This window comes from Stenotrophomonas sp. 2201_Sma (genome assembly GCF_056486685.1).
This window is the reverse complement of sequence record NZ_CM151329.1, coordinates 21,498-40,201: the sequence shown is the minus strand read 5'-3', so window position 1 is coordinate 40,201 and position 18,704 is coordinate 21,498. Positions and strand designations below refer to the sequence as shown.

Annotated in this window: 14 protein-coding genes; 11 read left to right on the top strand and 3 right to left on the bottom strand. The window is 59.4% G+C overall.

Annotated features, from left to right (window positions below; translation table 11 throughout):
• Positions 1–30: 30 nt before the first annotated feature.
• Complete coding sequence (locus tag ACZLIF_RS00175; RefSeq protein WP_012478648.1) at positions 31–618, bottom strand: cyclin-dependent kinase inhibitor 3 family protein; 588 nt, start codon at positions 616–618, stop codon at positions 31–33.
• 397 nt (positions 619–1,015) lie between these two features.
• On the opposite strand from ACZLIF_RS00175, the gene ACZLIF_RS00170 reads away from it, so the two are divergent.
• From ACZLIF_RS00170 to ACZLIF_RS00120, 11 genes are all read left to right on the top strand, one after another.
• The gene (locus tag ACZLIF_RS00170) at positions 1,016–1,408 is read left to right on the top strand and encodes a hypothetical protein (RefSeq protein WP_229298500.1); all 393 of its coding nucleotides are present in this window, start codon (positions 1,016–1,018) and stop codon (positions 1,406–1,408) included.
• Between the two features lie 90 nt (positions 1,409–1,498).
• A complete protein-coding gene (locus tag ACZLIF_RS00165) occupies positions 1,499–2,749 on the top strand; it encodes a TolC family protein (RefSeq protein ID WP_012478646.1) in 1,251 nt (416 codons plus the stop codon).
• Positions 2,746–3,981 (top strand): efflux RND transporter periplasmic adaptor subunit, encoded by a 1,236-nt coding sequence (locus ACZLIF_RS00160; protein ID WP_005411786.1) that lies wholly within the window; start codon positions 2,746–2,748, stop codon positions 3,979–3,981. Before ACZLIF_RS00165 ends, ACZLIF_RS00160 begins: the two co-directional genes overlap by 4 nt.
• 9 nt (positions 3,982–3,990) lie before the next feature.
• A complete protein-coding gene (locus tag ACZLIF_RS00155) occupies positions 3,991–7,128 on the top strand; it encodes an efflux RND transporter permease subunit (protein WP_423171099.1) in 3,138 nt (1,045 codons plus the stop codon).
• Positions 7,125–7,856 carry a HupE/UreJ family protein gene (locus ACZLIF_RS00150; RefSeq protein WP_012478644.1) on the top strand — a complete coding sequence of 244 codons (732 nt, stop codon included), beginning with the start codon at positions 7,125–7,127 and terminating at the stop codon, positions 7,854–7,856. Before ACZLIF_RS00155 ends, ACZLIF_RS00150 begins: the two co-directional genes overlap by 4 nt.
• A gap of 19 nt (positions 7,857–7,875) precedes the next feature.
• Positions 7,876–8,514, top strand: coding sequence for a hypothetical protein (locus ACZLIF_RS00145; RefSeq protein WP_012478643.1), 639 nt, complete (start codon positions 7,876–7,878; stop codon positions 8,512–8,514).
• A gap of 39 nt (positions 8,515–8,553) precedes the next feature.
• Positions 8,554–8,793, top strand: coding sequence for a hypothetical protein (locus ACZLIF_RS00140; RefSeq protein WP_005414985.1), 240 nt, complete (start codon positions 8,554–8,556; stop codon positions 8,791–8,793).
• Between the two features lie 165 nt (positions 8,794–8,958).
• Entirely contained in the window at positions 8,959–10,293 is a 1,335-nt protein-coding gene (locus tag ACZLIF_RS00135; RefSeq protein WP_005414984.1) for an MFS transporter, read from the top strand.
• 686 nt (positions 10,294–10,979) lie between these two features.
• Positions 10,980–12,707 carry an ATP-dependent nuclease gene (locus ACZLIF_RS00130; protein ID WP_005414983.1) on the top strand — a complete coding sequence of 576 codons (1,728 nt, stop codon included), beginning with the start codon at positions 10,980–10,982 and terminating at the stop codon, positions 12,705–12,707.
• Entirely contained in the window at positions 12,697–14,118 is a 1,422-nt protein-coding gene (locus ACZLIF_RS00125; protein ID WP_012478642.1) for a UvrD-helicase domain-containing protein, read from the top strand. Before ACZLIF_RS00130 ends, ACZLIF_RS00125 begins: the two co-directional genes overlap by 11 nt.
• A gap of 244 nt (positions 14,119–14,362) precedes the next feature.
• On the top strand, positions 14,363–14,788 hold the full coding sequence (locus ACZLIF_RS00120; protein WP_125892599.1) for a hypothetical protein: 426 nt from the start codon (positions 14,363–14,365) through the stop codon (positions 14,786–14,788).
• On the opposite strand, the gene ACZLIF_RS00115 is transcribed toward ACZLIF_RS00120, so the two are convergent.
• Together ACZLIF_RS00115 and ACZLIF_RS00110 are read right to left on the bottom strand one after the other, a co-directional pair.
• On the bottom strand, positions 14,751–16,817 hold the full coding sequence (locus ACZLIF_RS00115; protein ID WP_478462237.1) for an integrase: 2,067 nt from the start codon (positions 16,815–16,817) through the stop codon (positions 14,751–14,753). The two genes, ACZLIF_RS00120 and ACZLIF_RS00115, sit on opposite strands and share 38 nt — an antisense overlap.
• A 44-nt stretch (positions 16,818–16,861) precedes the next feature.
• The gene (locus tag ACZLIF_RS00110) at positions 16,862–18,703 is read right to left on the bottom strand and encodes a hypothetical protein (RefSeq protein WP_021204602.1); all 1,842 of its coding nucleotides are present in this window, start codon (positions 18,701–18,703) and stop codon (positions 16,862–16,864) included.
• Position 18,704 lies beyond the last annotated feature (1 nt).

Here is an 18,704-nt window from a genome sequence, read left to right as displayed (position 1 = left end):
GTATTCCAGCCCAAGGCGGTAAAGGGTAGGTTAGCCGGGCATTGCGACTACCCCCAGACTTGAGGCTCTGCGAGCAGGCCAATTCAGGATGAATTCTTCCTGCTCCGCAGTCTCCACTGCACCAGGGCGCACCGAGCGCACCTTAGCGATCGCATCGATGCCGTCTGGAGCGCAGCCCGTGTCAATGAGAAGCATCGACGCCACGGTCCCCGCTCGCCCTAGGCCTCCTTTGCAGTGCACCACGATCCTGCTTCCGGACAAGAGCTCGGCTGCGAACTGGGGTCCTGTGGATTGCCATGGCAGAAGCAGCCGTGCATCAGGAGCCGCACCATCCTTAATCGGTAGGCCGTGCCACATCAAGCCATGCGCTTTGGCACGCTCTGCCAAGGAGGTAATTCGTAGCTCTTCGAACTCCCACGGCTCAATCAACGTGATCAGATGCTGTGCTCCCCACGCGACTATCGACGCCAGATCGATATCCAAGTCTCGGGCCCAAGACCCCGTCATTGCGACGTCCTGATATTTTCCCGGTGCAAAGGTAACGCCGATCGCACCGCCATTCACGCCGATAGGCAGCGTCGCAATCTGCAGTGGATGAGAATTACTTGTTCTGCTCACCTGCGCTCTCCGAAATCAATGGCCCTGTTGGGCGAGAAGCGAACGCTGCGCCCTTTTAACCTGAAAGTCCAACGGTGAGCCTAGTGGTACGGATATGGTCTTACTGAATCCCATAAGCAGCGCAGAATCGCCCAACGCCTGAGAGAGGGGCCAGGCCCCATTCGACGTTGGAACGAGCCTGGAGGACGCGGTTCCAGAGAGCAGTGAGGCCCAGTTCCAGCCTCTGGCCGGCACCATCCTTACTGGGCGGCCGCTATCGGCCAGAAGCGGCAGCAGGCGCGGCGATACCTGAGGCAATGCGATCTGATCGGAGTGGGCTTAAGCGACGCCCTCCCTCGAGCGCCAAGCCATAACTGGATCAGGGGGGGCTCCAACTCAGGGCTCTCGACAACTCAGCTTGACTGCCTCTATTCTTCCTTTCATGTCCGCCTTCTCGGCCCGCCACCGTCGACTCATCCGGTTCAGCCTTTTCGTGCTGATGCTGTTGAGCGTCGTTGTTCGGCCGATCGTGATCCAACAGGGCGAGCTCCATACTGCCGAGCACGACATCGCTGCAACGGCAGAGCACGGGCACTCACACGGTCCTGGAACTGGCGACAACGTAGATCCGAAGCATGCATCGGGCGTGCACAGCGTCCTTCACCAGGCCGATGTGAGCTTTGCCGGCATGCTGGTGTCTTCGAATCTGAACCTAGCAACTGTTCCGCCGGCATCTTTACTGCCCGGCCTGCACTCCGTCGATGAGCCCTCTGGTCATCGCGGCTCGCCATTCAGACCTCCGATCGTCTGACGACACCTGCCGCGCTGTAGCGGCCTGAGCGCGCTGTCCACCCAATGTTGGCCGGCAGCGCGTCGTCATGACCATCGTCGGAGATTTTCCGTGAAATTACGTAGTTTGTGGGCGCTCGCCATAGCCGGCGCCTACGGTGTGGCCGTGCCTGGCCATGCCGCTGAAGTGCTGCGCTTGGAGGATGTGGTCGCCCGCGCCCTCGGCACCCATCCCAGCGTCCAGGCAGACACCGCTCGACTGGAAGCTGTCAGAAGCCGGGCGGGCCGGGAGGCATTGCCTACGCCGCTCGTGCTGGGCGGCGAGCTTGAAAACGTGGCTGGCTCAGGCGGCCTGAGCGGCCTAGACGCCGCCGAATCCACCTTCCGCATCTCCAAGGTTCTAGAACTGGGTGGGAAGCGGGCTGCGCGCCAAGCGCTCGGCGGCGCCGAGGTGGACGCTGCCCGAAGCGAAGCGGACGTCACCCGTATCGCTATCGCAACTTTGGCCGCAGGGCGTTTCGTCGACGTGCTGGCCGCCCAGGAGCATGTCGAGCACGCCGAAGAGCGCATCAAAATGGCCAGCGCCATGCGCCGTGAAGTGGCCCGTTGGGTCGCGGCCGCCCGCAATCCCGACTCGGACCTGAGATCCGCCGAGATCGCCCTGCTCGATGCCGAGCTGAAGCGGGAGCAGGCATTGCAGGCTCTGGAAAGCGCGCGAATGTCGCTGGCTGCCACGTGGGGGGCGCCAAGTCCGGATTTCGGCTCGGTTGCAGGGGATACCGCGGTCCTTCCCCCTCTGGATGATTTTGATGATCTGAGCCGGCGCCTCGCCACGACACCACAACAGCGCGCCTTGGACGCTCAAGCCGGAGTTATAGATGCAAGGAGGGAGATCGCCCGCGCTAGCGCCAAGCCGGATGTCAGCGTTGGCCTCGGCATCCGCCGACTGGAAGCCACCAAGGACAGCGGCCTGGTGATGTCCGTCTCCGTCCCGTTGGGGAGCCGTCGGCGATCGGACTTCTCCGTGGCTGAAGCGGACTACGAACTCACCTCTCTCAAATACCGGCGCCAGGCGCAGATGCTGGAAATGCGTCAGGAGCTGTTTGGCATCTACCAACAGCTCAAGCAAGCGCAATCGGAAGTGGAGTCAGTGCGCCAGCGTCAGTTGCCAAAGGCCCAGCAGGCCTTTGATCAGAGCCGCAGGGGCTTTGAGGAAGGACGCTTCTCCTTCCTGGTACTCAGCCAGGCTCAGCAAAGGCTCTTCGATCTTCGCGAACGGGAAGTCGAAGCCGCCGCGCGCTATCTCCGTCTCCTGGTCGAGGCCGACCGCCTCACCGCTTCTGCCTTGGACATTCGCCCATGAACCGATACGTATTCCTGATCCTGCTTCCAATTGCCCTGGCTGCGTGCGGTGGCAACGAATCGTCGCAACGAGCAAAGCCAGAGGACACTGCTGCGACCGCAGGCGACTATGAGCGAGGGCCGCATCGCGGTCGCATGCTTCGCGACGGCGACTTCGCCCTTGAAGTAACTGTTTACGAAACCAATACCCCGCCTCATTTCCGGCTGTATGCCTATCGCAACGACAAACCGCTGGCACCTGGAGAAGTCAAAGCGACGATACAACTCAAGCGTCTGGACGGCGAAGTCAACAACTTCAGCTTTATTCCAGAGAAGGACTACCTGGTCGGCAGCGGGGAGGTGGTCGAGCCGCATTCCTTTGATGTCAAAGCCGATGCGGTGGTGGGTGGAAAGAACTACGCCTGGTCTTACGCCTCCTATGAAGGGCGCACCACGATAGATCCGAAAGCCGCTGCCGACGCAGGTGTCGTGGTCGAGTCCGCCGAACCGGGGACCATCCGGGACACCGTTTCCCTCATGGGCAACGTCGCGGTCGACACCGGCCGATTTGCTGCGGTCAAGGCACGCTTCCCTGGCGTGGTCCGCAGTGTGGCGGTCGAGATGGGACAACGCGTCTCGGCTGGTCAGACGTTGGCCACAGTCGAGGGCAATGACAGCATGCGGACCTACTCCGTCACGGCACCTTTCAGTGGAGTCGTACTCGCGCGCAGCACGTCGGTAGGCGATGTCGCTGCCGACAACACGCTGTTTGAAATTGCCGACCTTTCGGAGGTCTGGGTGGACCTGCGTGCGCTGGGAAGCGATGCCGAGCGACTGTCGCCAGGCCAGATGGTGACCATTCGCTCGGCAACAGGCGGTTTGGAAGCAACGGGAAAGCTGCAGGGCATCCTTCCGTTGGCCAGCGCTGGCCAGACCGTGGTGGCACGTGTGGCCCTTACCAACAGCGAGGGCAGGTGGCGACCAGGAATGGCCGTATCCGCCGAAGTCGTCATCGCGGAAACGGAGGTTCCATTAACAGTAAAGGAATCGGGCCTGCAGCGTTTTCGGGACTTCACCGTGGTATTCGCCCAAGTGGGCAACAGCTATGAGGTGCGGATGCTTGAACTGGGTAGGCGCGATGGCGATCGCGTGGAGGTACTGAAAGGGCTTAAGCCGGGAACCCGGTACGTTTCCGAGCAGAGCTACCTGATTCGTGCCGACATCGAAAAGTCCGGCGCAAGCCACGACCACTAAGGACGCACCATGCTAGAGCGAATCATTCGCGCGTCTATCGCGCACAGATGGCTTGTGCTCCTTCTGGTCCTGGCCCTCTCAGGCCTTGGGATCTGGAACTACAGCAAGCTTCCCATCGACGCCGTTCCTGACATTACCAATGTCCAGGTGCAGATCAACACCGAAGCTCCGGGCTACTCACCGCTGGAGGCCGAGCAACGGGTCACCTTCCCGGTCGAAACAGCGTTGGCCGGGTTGGCAAAGCTGGAACACACCCGTTCCATCTCACGCTACGGCCTGTCTCAGGTCACGGTCGTGTTTGAAGATGGCACAGATATCTACTTCGCCCGTCAGCAGGTCGCAGAGAGACTTCAGCAAGCGGGATCCCAATTGCCCGTGGGACTAAAGCCAAGCCTTGGACCGGTAGCGACGGGCCTGGGTGAGATCTTCATGTACACCGTGGAAGCGGAGTCCGGTGCTGAAGAGACGTGGACACCAATGGCGCTTCGTACGCTGCAGGACTGGGTGATCCGACCGCAGATGCGCCACTTGAAAGGCGTAACCGAGGTCAACACCGTCGGAGGCTATGTTCGCCAGTTTCACATCACGCCGGACCCGAAGAAGCTCCAAGCATACGGACTGACGCTGCAGGATGTGCTCGAAGCCGTGGCCCGCAGCAACACTAACGTGGGTGCCGGCTACATCGAGAAAAGCGGTGAGCAGTACTTGGTACGCGTGCCGGGCCAAGTGGCCGACATGGCGGGTTTGCGCAAGATCGTAGTGGCTAACCGTGATGGCATGCCATTGCGTGTTGGCGATCTGGCAGAAGTTGTAGAAGGCACCGAACTTCGTACAGGCGCGGCAACCAAGGATGGCAACGAAGTGGTCCTTGGTACGGCGTTCATGCTCATCGGCGAAAACAGCCGGGACGTGGCTCAGCGAACCGCGGCCAAGCTCAAGGACATCGACGCTACGCTGCCTGACGGCGTTCGGGCGCATCCTGTGTATGACAGAACCGAACTGGTGGATCGGACCATCGAGACGGTGAAGAAGAACCTCCTCGAAGGCGCCTTGCTCGTCATCGCGGTGCTCTTCCTGCTTTTGGGCAATCTTCGTGCGGCACTGATCACTGCGGCGGTCATTCCATTGACGATGCTGCTGACGATCACAGGCATGGTCCAGAATCGCGTCTCTGCGAATCTGATGAGCCTGGGCGCACTGGATTTTGGCTTGATCGTCGATGGGGCAGTCATCATCGTAGAGAACTGCCTGCGTCGCTTTGGCGAGCGGCAACACCTTCAGGGCCGTTTGTTGACTCGGGAAGAACGATTTTCCTTGGCGGCAAGTGCCAGTGCAGAGGTGATCAAGCCAAGCCTGTTCGGCCTTTTCATCATCGCGGCGGTCTACATCCCGATCTTTGCCCTCTCCGGCGTGGAAGGGAAGATGTTCCACCCGATGGCGCTTACCGTGGTCATCGCGCTTACCGGTGCCATGGCACTGTCCTTGACATTCGTACCTGCCGCTGTGGCTCAGTTCGTAACGGGAAAGGTTTCGGAGAAGGAAACCAAAGCCATGCGCCGAGTCACCAACGTGTATGGCCCGATGCTTGAGCGTGCCGTCAATGCACGCAAGGTAGTGGTGGCCTCTGCTGCGGTGCTCACCGTCCTGGCGGGCCTGCTTGCAAGTCGCCTCGGCACCGAGTTCATTCCGAACCTGGATGAGGGCGATATCGCCTTGCATGCGCTTCGAATTCCAGGGACCAGCTTGACCCAGGCGATCGGCATGCAACGTCAGCTGGAAGCGGCGATCAAACAGTTCCCCGAGGTAGATGAAGTCGTCGCAAAGATCGGCACTGCCGAGGTGGCCACCGATCCCATGCCCCCCTCCGTAGCCGACACCTTCATCATGCTCAAAGATCGGGACCAATGGCCTGATCCGCGCAAGCCGAAGGCACAGCTTGTTGCCGAGCTCGAGAAAGTGGTTCGCGCCATTCCTGGCAACAACTATGAGTTCACCCAGCCGGTGCAGATGCGGATGAACGAGCTCATTGCGGGCGTTCGGGCTGAGGTTGCTGTCAAGCTGTACGGCGACGACCTGGAGCAACTGGCAACCATCGGCAGCCAGGTAGAGAACGTTGCCAGTGAGATCCAGGGAGCGGCCGACGTGAAACTTGAGCAGATCACCGGTCTGCCATTGATGACGATCACGCCGGACCTGGATGCACTTGCACGATACGGCGTAGCCATTGACGACGTGCAGAAGACCATCTCGGTGGCGCTGGGAGGTGAATCGGTCGGCCAGGTGTTCGAAGGCGATCGGCGCTTCGATATCGTGGTTCGTCTGTCGGAGAACCTTCGCCAGGACGTCCGGACACTGGCGTCACTACCTGTGGCCGTCGCGCCCGGGGTGAGCACAGGCCAAGAGCGCAGCTTCGTGCCGCTGGGCCAGTTGGCCAAGGTCGAGATCGCGCCTGGTCCGAACCAGATCAGCCGTGAGAATGGTAAACGCAGGGTGGTGATCACAAGCAATGTGCGCGGGCGCGACTTAGGGTCCTTTGTCGAGGAGTTGCGCACCAAGGTCGGACAGGAGGTCCAGCTGCCGGAAGGGTACTGGATCGAGTACGGCGGCACGTTTGAGCAGTTGATCTCGGCAAGCAAGCGGCTGTCCGTCGTCGTGCCAGTGGTTCTGGTGATGATCTTCGGATTGTTGTTCATGGCATTCGGCTCAGGGAAGGACGCTGCGATCGTATTCAGTGGCGTGCCGCTTGCACTGACCGGGGGCGTGGTGGCGCTGTGGCTGCGCGACATTCCCATGTCCATCTCCGCAGGTGTGGGCTTCATCGCTCTTTCGGGCGTTGCCGTGCTCAATGGCCTGGTAATGATCAGCTTCATCAAGAACCTGCGGGAAGAAGGCGTCCCCCTGCACAAGGCTGTCACCGAAGGTGCTCTTACCCGCCTCCGGCCAGTCCTGATGACGGCCTTGGTGGCGAGTCTGGGCTTCCTTCCTATGGCCCTGAACGTCGGTGCTGGCGCGGAAGTTCAGCGTCCGCTCGCCACTGTTGTTATCGGCGGAATCATCTCTTCAACGCTGCTGACACTTCTCGTGCTGCCGGCGCTGTATCGATTGGTTCACCGCGAAGATTCTGTTCTGGAAAGTCGCTCCTCATGAACCACCCGTCCCCTTTCTGCACAAGGAACTTGTCTTTGACTTCTTCCAACAAGCTCTTTGCTTGGCTTTCGATGCTTGCCGCAGTCCTCCTGCCGTTTGCGGCGTTCGCGCACGGTGTAAGCGAGGGAGACCAGGCCTTCCTTGAAGAAAGCACCGGTAGGCAACTGATCGCGTTTACCTACCTTGGCGCCAAGCACATGGTGACTGGATACGACCACCTTCTATTTCTGTTCGGGGTGATCTTCTTCCTATACCGCATGCGGGACGTGAGCATCTACGTCACCTTGTTCGCCATTGGCCACAGCACGACGCTGCTGCTCGGCGTGCTCGGCGGCTTTCATGTCGACGCCTATCTGGTCGACGCGATCATCGGTCTCTCGGTGGTCTACAAGGCCTTGGACAACATGGGCGCGTTCAAGCGGTGGTTCGGCGTGCAACCCAACACCAAGATTGCAGTCCTTGTCTTCGGCTTCTTCCACGGCTTCGGCCTGGCCACGAAGCTTCAGGACTTCTCGCTATCGCCGGACGGGCTGGTCCCCAACATGCTTGCGTTCAACGTGGGCGTTGAGCTCGGCCAACTTCTGGCGCTTGCCGGCATCTTGATCGTGATGGGCTTCTGGCGTCGGCTGCCTTCCTTCAACCGCCAGGCCTACGGCGTGAACACCATCTTGATGACGGCCGGCTTCGTGCTCATCGGCATGCAGCTCACCGGCTACTTCGCTTCCTGATTTCTGACCGAGACCCATCATGTCAATCACTATCAATCAACCACTTCCCACGACTGGCCGCCTGCTGAAGTCGACCCTTGTCGCTGCCGCCATTGCCGGCGCGCTTCTCGTTACGGCCGTTCTGCCGGCGGAGTACGGCATTGATCCCACCGGGATCGGCCGAGCGCTGGGCCTGACTGCCCTGGCAGACGGCGGAAGCACCGCCGCAGACCCGGCTACGCCGACGTCCTCGACAGCATCGGACGCAGCGACCACCTTGGCGGAAAAGGCTGCGGCTGCGTTCGGGGCGAACAAGGGGCAATCGCTTGATCCAGCCGCGGTATCGCTCACCAACGGTGAGCTTCGCCAGGACGCGATGACGATCACGCTGGAGCCGGGGAAAGGCAAAGAGGTCAAATCCCACATGGCTGCTGGCGCGGGAATTCTGTTCAGCTGGAAGGCGACCGGTGATGTAGCAGTCGATATGCATGGTGAGCGGCCCGACGTGAAGGGTGCATGGACCAGCTACGCCGTCGAAGCTGCGCAGCGGGAGGCGCACGGCACCTTCGTCGCGCCATTTGAAGGAACTCATGGGTGGTACTGGCAGAACCGAAGCGACACGCCGGTGACCGTGAGCATCGAACTTGTGGGCTACCAAGCCGACATCTATCAGCCGTAACACCCGGCACTTCGCCGACCCAACCCGAGGAGAAACAACATGAAAACTCATAGCGCAGTAATTGCCGGCCTGCTTTTCAGCATGTCCCTTTTCACCACGGCATCCGCTCATGATCCTGCCCTCCATGCCGATCCGGCTCCCCCGGCTGCTCCCAAGGCCAAGCCGACGACTTGCGAACAGCTTGCCGACCGTTCGAAGTACAAGGTGGACCTCAAGGATGCCCAGACCAAGGCGCTGAAGGAACGTTGCGACGCACAGGCAGCTCCGAAGAAGAAGTAAATCCACTCGGATTTAGCCAACGACCCTGCCATTCCGGCGGGGTCGTCACCTCGACCCGAACAGTGGTGGGCGTACACTCCGCCTGTCTGCCGCCTCTGCCCTGAATCCGGGCAAAAGGGCGCACACGGGTTGGTGCCGTCAGAACGTTGCTACCAGGACAATCCCATGCTCGAAGTACTGAGTCACCCGGCGTTTCGGCGCCTGTTTGGTGCCCAGATAGTCGCCCTGGTCGGAACCGGCTTGGCGACTGTCGCCCTTGCCCTCCTGGCCTACGACCTCGCTGGCAGCCAGGCCGGAGCGGTGTTGGGCACCGCGCTGGCGATCAAGATGGTCGTGTACGTGACCTTGGCGCCCGTTTCAGGAGCGTTGGTCCCTGCACGGCTGCGCAAGCGGGTGCTGATCGCACTCGATCTGGTTCGTGCGGTTGTGGCGGTCTGCCTGCCCTTCGTCACCGAGATCTGGCAGGTGTATGTCCTCATCGCTGTGCTGCAGTCGGCATCGGCATGTTTCACGCCGCTGTTTCAATCCACCATCCCCGAAATTCTTCAAGAAGAGCGTGATTACACCCGTGCGCTCTCACTTTCCCGATTGGCATATGACCTTGAAAGCCTGCTGAGCCCGGCGCTTGCTGCCGCACTGCTGACGATCATTAGCTTCCACGGGCTGTTCGCTGGTACCTCGGTAGGTTTCATCCTCTCGGCGCTGCTCGTCGCGTCCACCACCTTCCCGGCCCTCGCTGCGGTCTCTTCCAAGGACGGTCCCTATGCCCGAGCCATCCGTGGAATGCGAATCTACCTCCGCACACCGCGATTGCAGGGCCTGCTCGCGTTGAACCTCTGCGCCGCAGCCGGCGGCGCGATGGTGTTCGTCAATACGGTGGTTATGGTCCGCACCGTTCTGGGCGGGGCGGAGGAGCAGGTTGCATGGGCGCTGGCGGCCTTCGGAGGCGGGTCCATGCTGGTCGCACTTCTTCTTCCGAAGGTTCTCGACCGCATTTCGGACCGGACAGTAATGTTGGCTGCAGGACTGTTCATGTCAGTTGTCCTGGTTACCTTCCTTGGCGTCTGGTTTGCCCTGAAGGGACATCCCGGGTGGACGGCGGTCATTCCGGCCTGGACGCTGCTGGGCATGGCGTATGCCGGCTTGGTTACCCCCGGCGGGCGGCTGCTGCGGCGTTCGGCTGAGTCCGCCGATCTACCATTCCTCTTCGCTGCCCAATTTTCCCTATCGCATGTTTGCTGGTTGATCGCCTATCCACTCGCCGGGTGGGTTGGTGCGCGCTACGGCTTGCATGTTGCCTTGGCCGCCTTGGGGATTCTGGCCACACTCGGTTTGGTCGCCGCGTGGCGCAGATGGCCGGCGCACGATCCAGAGGAGATAGCGCATAAGCACGAACATCTTGCTGAGGACGACCCGCACCTCTTGGCACACCGAGACGTGGATGGCACGCACCGTCACCGGTTTGTCATCGATCAACTTCACACACGCTGGCCAGGCTGACCAAGGCGCCAGGCGGGCGGCGAGCACGGAGCTACCTACTTGCGAGTTTGGTCGCAGACGTACAAGTCCATGTCGACGTCATATCGACACGCGCGCCCACATTCGTAAGATCCCACTTCCTGCGCCCCTGGCAGTGGAGGGCTATTTCTCAGGGCGGCTATTGCAGCCGCCTGGCAATGCTCGAAGGTGTCGTAATCGCCATAAACAGCGTGACGGACTTCCTGAGTGGACGCGCCGGGCGGATAGACAAAGGCAGTCCAGCGCCCCTGGGACCCGCCGCAAGAAACCGCGACTATGGCGACGCCGACGGTTAAGGTTGTCCGACCGATGTCCATGGCCGAATCCTAGCACCGCCGCGCGCCGGGCGGACACCAGCTCAAGCCTATTCAGCTTCGCGAACCAATTTCCTTCGCTCAGGGAAGTCCGCTGTTGGCGATGAACGGACCTCCGTCGCCTGCAAGCGGGCAGGTGACCACGGAAGAAGCGACCTGGAACCGCTCTCTCAGTGTTGCCGCGTTACAGGTTAGGGAAGTTCGCGAAGCAGCTCGGCGTGGCGCCAAGTTCCACCAATGAGCCAATGACTGGCAGAACGCTTTAGGGCTAGGATTGCCTCAGGGGCGTAGTAGGAGTTGGTGTCAGTCTGCGTCCTACACGGACCGTTGACCAAGCCTCTTACAGGACGCCCCATGCCTCGAATTCGCCATTTGGCCATTCGGAACTTTCGATCCATCAAGGCGCTCGACTGGTCGCCCGCCCCGGGCATCAACTGTTTGATCGGTCCTGGCGATAGTGGCAAGTCCACCATCCTCGATGCCATCGACCTGTGCTTGGGTGCTCGACGAAGCATTTCCTTCGGCGACATGGACTTTTTTGACCTCGATGTCTCAGAGCCCATTCGTATTGCCGTGACATTCGGGGAACTGCCGGCATCGCTGATGGACATTGATGTCTATGGCGACTTCTTGCGAGGATTCGATTCGGTATTTGACACCCTAGAAGACGAACCCGCCGCGGGGTTGGAGACAGTGCTTACGCTGCTGCTTCAAGTCGGGGCGGACCTTGAGCCCAGCTGGACGCTGATCTCCGATAGGTCGCTTCAACAAGGCTTGGAACGAAGCCTGCCTTGGAAAGAACGCATCGTGTTAGCTCCGGCACGCATCGGCAGCTTTACAAGCTCCAACTTATCTTGGAGCCGCGGGTCGGTGCTCAACCGGCTAACAGACGAGCGCGCAGAATTGGGAGCCCAGCTCGCTCTAGCAGCGCGTCAGGCGCGCGCCAACTTTGGCGCTCAAGCATCGCCCCACCTGAGTCAGACACTCGGAATCGTCCGGACAACTGCCCAGAGCCTTGGAGTTGACGTCGGATCGATGCCGCAGGCCTTACTCGACTCGCACTCCGTCTCCATCGGCGAAGGCGCCATCGCGCTTCACAGCGAGGCAGGCATCCCCCTTCGGTCCCTTGGTACGGGTTCTTCTCGACTCTTGGTGACGGGACTTCAACGGGCCGCGGCGGAGTCAGCGCCGATTGCCTTGGTGGATGAGGTGGAATATGGGTTAGAGCCCCATCGGCTCATGCGGCTGCTGGATTCCTTGGGAGCCAAGGAGACGCCGCCGCCTCTCCAAGCGTTTCTCACAACACACTCCCCTGTGGCACTTCGTGAGCTTTCAGGTGAGCAGCTGCTTGTAGTTCGGCCACGACCGGCTGGCCATGTCGTCATTTCCGCTGGCTCGACCGACGAGATTCAAAGCACGCTGCGCACTGACCCGGAGGCCTTTCTGGCGAAGTCTGTGATTGTGTGCGAGGGAGCAAGCGAGGTAGGGTTTGTGCGTGGCCTCGATCTATGGGGGGTAGCCAGCAAAGAATCCTCTTTCTTGGCTTTAGGTGGTGCATACGTCAATGCAGGCGGAGGCACTCCGGACAACGCTTTTGCCCGAGCGACTGCGCTTATGGATCTGGGTTACCGAGTCCTCGTCTTCATAGACGCTGACAAACCTGCCGCTCCAGGTGTTGCAGAAGCATATCTTCAATCAGGCGGCAGCCTCGTGACTTGGCGGGCAGGAATGACGTTGGAGGACGAGCTGTTCCTCTGCCTTCCTGACACATCGATTGATGCCCTGCTCCTGAAGGCTAAAGAGCGTGTTGGCGAAGATCTTATGAACCAACAGCTGGTTGCCAAATCGAACGGTCTAACAACTTTGGCGTCCATCGAAGCGCTGAGGCCGAATTCACCCTATCCGCCTGATATTCGCGTACTGCTTGGCGAAGTCTCCCGTATCAAAAAGAATAGCTGGTTCAAGTCGCTTACGACTTACCAGTCAATCGTCCTGGATATCGTCTCTCGGGGCTACGCAAACGCGGACGCTAGCTTCAAGGCAGTAGTAGACCAACTCTGGGCCTTTACCCGTGCTGCCTGAAATCGATCTGCTAGCTATCCAACGCGGATCGATCACCGCCCCAGCAGGATGCGGCAAAACCCAGCTGATTGCCGAGGCGCTGGCATCCCACTCTGGGAACAGACCGATCCTTGTTCTGACTCACACAAATGCTGGCGTCACCGCGTTGAGGACACGCTTGAAACGCGCGGGGGTGCCCAGCTCTGCCTATCGGCTGTCGACGATTGATGGATTCGCTATGCGTCTCATCGCCAAGTTCCCGGCGCGCAGTGGCCATCATCCCCAACTCTTGGAGCTCAACAACGCGGGTAGCGACTACCCCGCGATCCGTGAATCATTCCGGCAACTCTTGGACTCGGGGCATATCGCTGCACCCATCGCAGCCACTTACGCCCGGCTTTTGGTTGACGAGTATCAGGATTGCAGCACCGTTCAGCACTCCATCGTGTCCACCCTCGCTGCGCTTTTGCCCACGTGCGTCCTCGGTGACCCTCTGCAGGCCATCTTCGGATTTGGCGGAAATCGGCTGGTTCACTGGGAACAAGACGTTCAATCGTCCTTCCCAGCAGCGGGTAGCCTTCGAACCCCTTGGCGCTGGCAAATTGCAGGTAATGAAGAGCTGGGCCAGTGGCTGCTATCCCAAAGGCATGCTCTTACGGCCGGCTTACCCATTGATCTAACTACGGCTCCGTCATCCGTTCGTTGGATCCAGCTGGTTGCCGGTAGTGAAGTGCAGCAAAGATTGACTGCGGCACGGACCAATGCGCCTGGTAGCCAAGGAACGGTTCTGGTAATTGGCGAGTCCATGAATGTTCAAGGCCGCCACCAACTCACCAGCCAAACGCCTGGGGCAATGGCGGTAGAAGCCGTGGACATGCGAGACCTCGTCAACTTCGCCAGGCAATTCAATCTTCAGGCTCCTAGTGCGCTGCAAGACTTGGCCACCTTCTCCGCTCTCATGATGACGGGCGTCGGCACGGCGAATCTAGTGACGCGTGTCGGTACCATTCGTAGAGGGAGAGCCAGGACACCTCCAACTCCTGTAGAAGCTGAGGCAGTCGCCTTTGAGTCCGAGCGGACCATGACGCGCGCCTTGCGGCTGGTGGACGCTTTGGCCGAACAGACAGGCACTCGGGTCTATCGGCCCGAGATTCTGCACTGCTGTCGATCAGCCATGCGAAGCGTTATCAACGGAGAGCAAGATCTATTAGGAGCCGCACTTCATGCCCGCGAGCGAAATCGTCACCTCAGCCGCCCCATTGCGCGCAGAGCAGTCGGCAGCACTCTCCTTCTGAAAGGTCTCGAGGCAGACATTGCCGTGGTCCTCTATCCGGAGAGCATGAGCGTGCAGAACCTCTATGTAGCCCTCACGCGTGGTGCGAAAGGGCTGGTGATCTGCTCCAGTACCCCAACGCTGACCCCGACCCCATAGCCTCAACCTAACCATTCTGCGCCCTATCAGGCACGAAGCTTTGCGGCGCTTCATCATTGCAATGGTCACAATGGACCTTGTCCCAAAGTCGTTGCTGAACATCTGGGTCTGAAGAACGTGGGTCTCGCCGGGCAGCGACTGCATCAGGATTGATTTCAAGGTTCTCCTTGTCCCACCTAGATGATTGGGCGGCGAAGGTGGCGTAGGCTATCTGCTTACCAATGATGCGTCAGCGGACAGCAGAATGAGCAGACCCAACTCAGTAGAGGATAAGGCATTGGCCGCTCTTGACCGCCTGGTGAAGCGACGCCCGACCAATGAACTGCTGAAGGCAAAGATGGCCGCAGGTCATCGGATCATCACGCCTACCGCGGTCGCGGCAGAGGCAGGAGTAAATAGAGGGAGCTTTGGATCAAGGCACGCTCGACTTGGGCACGTCTGGCTTAAAATTCAGGAGCTGGCTGAGGAGGAGAGGCGAGGCTCAGTAGCTGAAGAGCTCGCCAGGGTTAAGGCTGAGAACGCAAGGTTGAAGGCTCTGCTTTACAAGACCAACATCCACAACGCATCTCTCCAACTCGCAGTGTCCCGGCTTCAGAAGCAGAGTACCAAGAGAGACGATGGAGCAAATGTCGTCAACTTTCGCCGGAACGATCGGAAGCGTCCCCGGTAGCGTTGGATATCATCCTCAGCACTGCTCGACTCTGAACAACACGGCTCATAGCAATCTTGGAATACTGATCCCTAGAGTTGGTCCGCTCCATCTGGACAATGGCCTGATTTTTCAGGAGGCGATCCTCCCAAAAGTCCTTATGCTCTGGCAGGATGATGCAGCACTTGCACCCCGCGCACAGGCCGGGCGACCGTAGGCCGAAGTTCGGCGAGGCGCGGACAGTGAGGAGGCTTGCTTGTGGGTTGCAGCTGGAACGGTCAGGCAACATATCAATCAGGCAACTTGCGTAGGTCCCTGTCCATATCCGCAGGTCGGTGAGTTTCACGTATGCCACGGCCTTATCGATCGGCGTCTCTCCGTCCATCTTGGACAGTGCCTCGGTCATTGATTCGGCATGCTGCATGAGAAGACGCTGCGCCGGTCCACCTCCGATCGGCCTGCCGAGGGTGATTTGAACTAGGAACCGAGAGGTCTCCATGACTCTCTCTCCTTCCAAGTTCTCGAGCAGAGCCGCATCGTTTCCAATGTACCCTTGATCCGTGATCTGCTCGCTCATGTGACGGAAGTGCGTCCGTAGCGCTGGCATTAGTTCCGGCTTGGATCGGAACACATAGTGCGCAAAGGTGATCCTCCATCGCTGCGGGCGTAGGTACCTCACCTCGTAAACAGCTTGCGTCGTTTCGATGCCACGCTTCTTCGTGAGGGCTTCGACGGCAAACTCACGTTGCAGCAGAGAATTTCTGGATGCTGTCATTCGGCCGATTCCATCGGGACCCGATGGAAGGGACTTGGCGTGGGAGAAGCTGAGCATCAGTGACTTAGTGCCCGATAGTGCTCGCCAAGGCTCCATTAGCCGCACCAGCACCTCGACGGATTTCAGCACGATCGGCAGGTGATTCGTGCCCAACGGGCGCAGTCCGGCAGTCCACTCATGGCGAGTCGCTTCCCTTTTGGCGGAAATGCCACAGATGGAGAACACCTCCATTAGTCCGTCTAGCGACGTCACTGACTTGACCACACCGTGCTGTAGCGTCGGATCGTGGTCCAGGGAGAGGCCAATCAGCTCATGAGCTCGAATCCCGGTGCATCCCTGCAGCAAGACACTGCATGCGCTTTGAGTCATTAGTATTAGGCGTCTCAGGCCCTGAGTTCCGCTAATCTCGCGCTCGTCACCAGCGTCATCAATCCGATCTATGGTGGCCAATGGCTCATGCCAGGGTGTCAGTGTCCCTGGGATCGGGCTCATCTGGAACTCCTCGATGTGCCGTTTGATCTGACGAAAGCAGGCGATTCGTCTCGGTCCCGTAGCACTTCTTGCGTCGATCAGCATCGGGATGACCTCAGCCTGAAGTCTGATCACATCCTCCGAGCCGTACTCAATCCATTCACATGCGTAGGAAAGAATCGGTACCGAGATCTCGTCCGGGACAGGCATCAATCCACCCGTTCGAGCAAGCCCGAGCGGCTCTGTCACGACGTCGTAGGTCTTTCTTCCGTCAAACGGCGCTTCGCACGGTGCTTGTCCGCCTCTGGCGCGCAAGCTGTCCGCGATTTCGTAGATCTGTGTAAGTGGATGGATGAGTTTGTAGGCGGTCGCATGCGTCCACGCCCTGTCTCGACCGGCATCACTTCGGGCCGTCATGTACTGCTCTTCGAGACCTTCGACGTAGTCCCAGCTCATCGCCGTGGTGATATCGAAGAGGGAGTGGATCTCCCGCTCTCCCATGAACTTCACCAGCTCCTTCATGCCCATGTAAGTGCCAGGGATAGACCCAACCGTCATACGTACGGTGTCCTCAATGATGGCGGTCTTGAGGTAGCACTTCAGCTCAGAGAGCAGTCCTCTGTGCTTGTAGTCCGTGAGCAACTCTCCGCGTGCCACAGGGATTGCCCAGTCAACTGTGACAAACTCCTTCTGTTGGCCGACCGTGGTCTGGGCAAAGGTCCAGACATCACTGTCATAGTCAACTTGGAAGGAAGGATGCAGGGTCGCTGCCTGCGCTGTTTCGACCTTTCTTGCTGCGGGCATAGCCATATCTCTAGAATTGATTCGCTAGTGGCGGTACAGCCGGACTATTCAAGTCCAGGCAGGGGCGTCAGCATGATCATCATCGCTGATTGTCGATTCGCAGTTGTGCTCACTGCTGGGATCCATGAATCGCGGAGAGCGAGATAGGCATTCTCGAACTTTCGCCTCCAGATCTCGCTGCCGAGCTCTGCCCTGGCTTCTTCGTATAGCTCCTGCAGTTGAAGAAAGCGCGCGAGCGCGTAGGCTTCGTTTGGATCAGCTGCGGCGAGCGGGCATGCAGGACAGGAACCATAGCTGGTGCAGAGCTTTCCATGGCGCTGCCCTGGTTGAGGACTTTGGAATGGATCTGCACAGCAGAAGCCCTGCGTGGCTGCCGTTTGCTCACGATCACTTCGGGCGGAGCGTGTGTCGATCTTTCCATTTGAAGTCACCCAGCGCTCCTGTGCGGTCATGGCTCCTGCCAGCTGTTCCTTTTGCCGATGCTGCATCGTGGTTGTCTGGTAACTGTCTTGACCAGTTGACAGTAGCCGATGGCCTAGCATTGCTCGGAGCTCGAAGGCGTCGCCGTCGGTCAGCCCATCAACCGCTTCGGAGAACGCAAGCCTGTTTGCTTGAGAGCCAGAGTACTTAAGCCCCCTTCGTTTGCAGAACAACGTGATGTAACCGGTCACCCGCGTGGTCACGTCGTCGGTTCTGGCTGAGTAGGAGTCGATGTGCATTCCTCGGCGCTTGTGCCGCCCGCCTTCGGAAACTGCGTGGAGGAAGAAGTCATTGGCAAGCTCACCAGCAGCGTAGTCTCTGATTCGTTTGGTCCAAGCAATAACGAAACTGATCAATCTTTCAGGCGCTAGCGGGTGATCGCTAGCGGGGAAGGCTGCTCGCTGTGTCGCGCCCTGAGCGGAACTTCCAGCCCTGCGCTTGGAGGACTTGATCACCGTTCGCTTTTGTCCAAGCGGGTAGTGCTCCGATATGCCATTCAGGGTGAGTGTTCTAAGTGGCTGCTCGTTGAAGCCCGAGTGCATGGCTAGTACGAGAAAGAATGGGATCAGATCGCCGCCGATCGGGTGCGCTAGTCTCCTCAGACGGAAGTACTCGCTTTCGCTGATCTTTCCTACGCCTGGGAGCTTGTGAACCGCGCCTTGGCGAGGAAGATGACCGTCAAAGTTTGCCAATATTTGAGCAATTGCCTCTGCCGGATCGCTTAGCGATACAGCGTCGCCCTTTTTCTTCTGAGCGAGGGCACTGTGAACCCTATCTAGAAGCGGCCACACTTCGTCCATTGTCGATATGCATTCTTCGACCGCCGCCTTCATGACGTTGGCCCAAGCCGCACGGTCCAGCTCTTTCGGCTTGCTCTTCCGTGGCAGTCCTGCGAACGGCTTTGGCGGAATACGGATCACCTTCCACCGTGGATCCATCTCGTGCAGCGCAAGAACGACCTTCTTGAAGGTCCCGTAATAGTGGCGCTGGGTCTCCACCGAGAGAACTGTCGGGTGCGTGGTATCCCTACCTTTCAGATACGTTAGAAAGGACTCGCCGAGATCCATTGGAGTGTCGTCTGGGCCGCTTATCTTTACCCCTTTTACGGTTAGGTACTGCACCAGGCCACTCACGATGTTGTTAGCTGAAGAGGATCTAGTCGTCTCCCTGCTGTTCTTGTTAGCTCGGCAGAACGCCTCGGCGAAGAGCGGTGCCGCTGCACCTATGCCCTTCCACCGGCTGAGATTAACGATGTTGTCGCGCAGGTCTCCGGCGCGCCTGAACGCGACTTCTAGGCGACCAGCGCTCTCGCGGACATCCCATTTCTTTGTGTTGCCTACCTTTTCCTCAACTACTACGGCGTGCCGCAGCTGGGCGGATCTTCTTCCTGCCACGTAACGCTCCAAT

What these genes read in the sequence shown, in the direction of transcription:
- ACZLIF_RS00120 (WP_125892599.1), top strand. Translation starts at nt 14,363, where the DNA reads ATGAGCAGACCCAACTCAGTAGAGGATAAGGCATTGGCCGCTCTTGAC.
- ACZLIF_RS00140 (WP_005414985.1), top strand. Translation starts at nt 8,554, where the DNA reads ATGAAAACTCATAGCGCAGTAATTGCCGGCCTGCTTTTCAGCATGTCC.
- ACZLIF_RS00155 (WP_423171099.1), top strand. Translation starts at nt 3,991, where the DNA reads ATGCTAGAGCGAATCATTCGCGCGTCTATCGCGCACAGATGGCTTGTG.
- ACZLIF_RS00160 (WP_005411786.1), top strand. Translation starts at nt 2,746, where the DNA reads ATGAACCGATACGTATTCCTGATCCTGCTTCCAATTGCCCTGGCTGCG.
- ACZLIF_RS00150 (WP_012478644.1), top strand. Translation starts at nt 7,125, where the DNA reads ATGAACCACCCGTCCCCTTTCTGCACAAGGAACTTGTCTTTGACTTCT.
- ACZLIF_RS00130 (WP_005414983.1), top strand. Translation starts at nt 10,980, where the DNA reads ATGCCTCGAATTCGCCATTTGGCCATTCGGAACTTTCGATCCATCAAG.
- ACZLIF_RS00115 (WP_478462237.1), bottom strand. Translation starts at nt 16,817, where the DNA reads ATGCCCGCAGCAAGAAAGGTCGAAACAGCGCAGGCAGCGACCCTGCAT.
- ACZLIF_RS00145 (WP_012478643.1), top strand. Translation starts at nt 7,876, where the DNA reads ATGTCAATCACTATCAATCAACCACTTCCCACGACTGGCCGCCTGCTG.
- ACZLIF_RS00135 (WP_005414984.1), top strand. Translation starts at nt 8,959, where the DNA reads ATGCTCGAAGTACTGAGTCACCCGGCGTTTCGGCGCCTGTTTGGTGCC.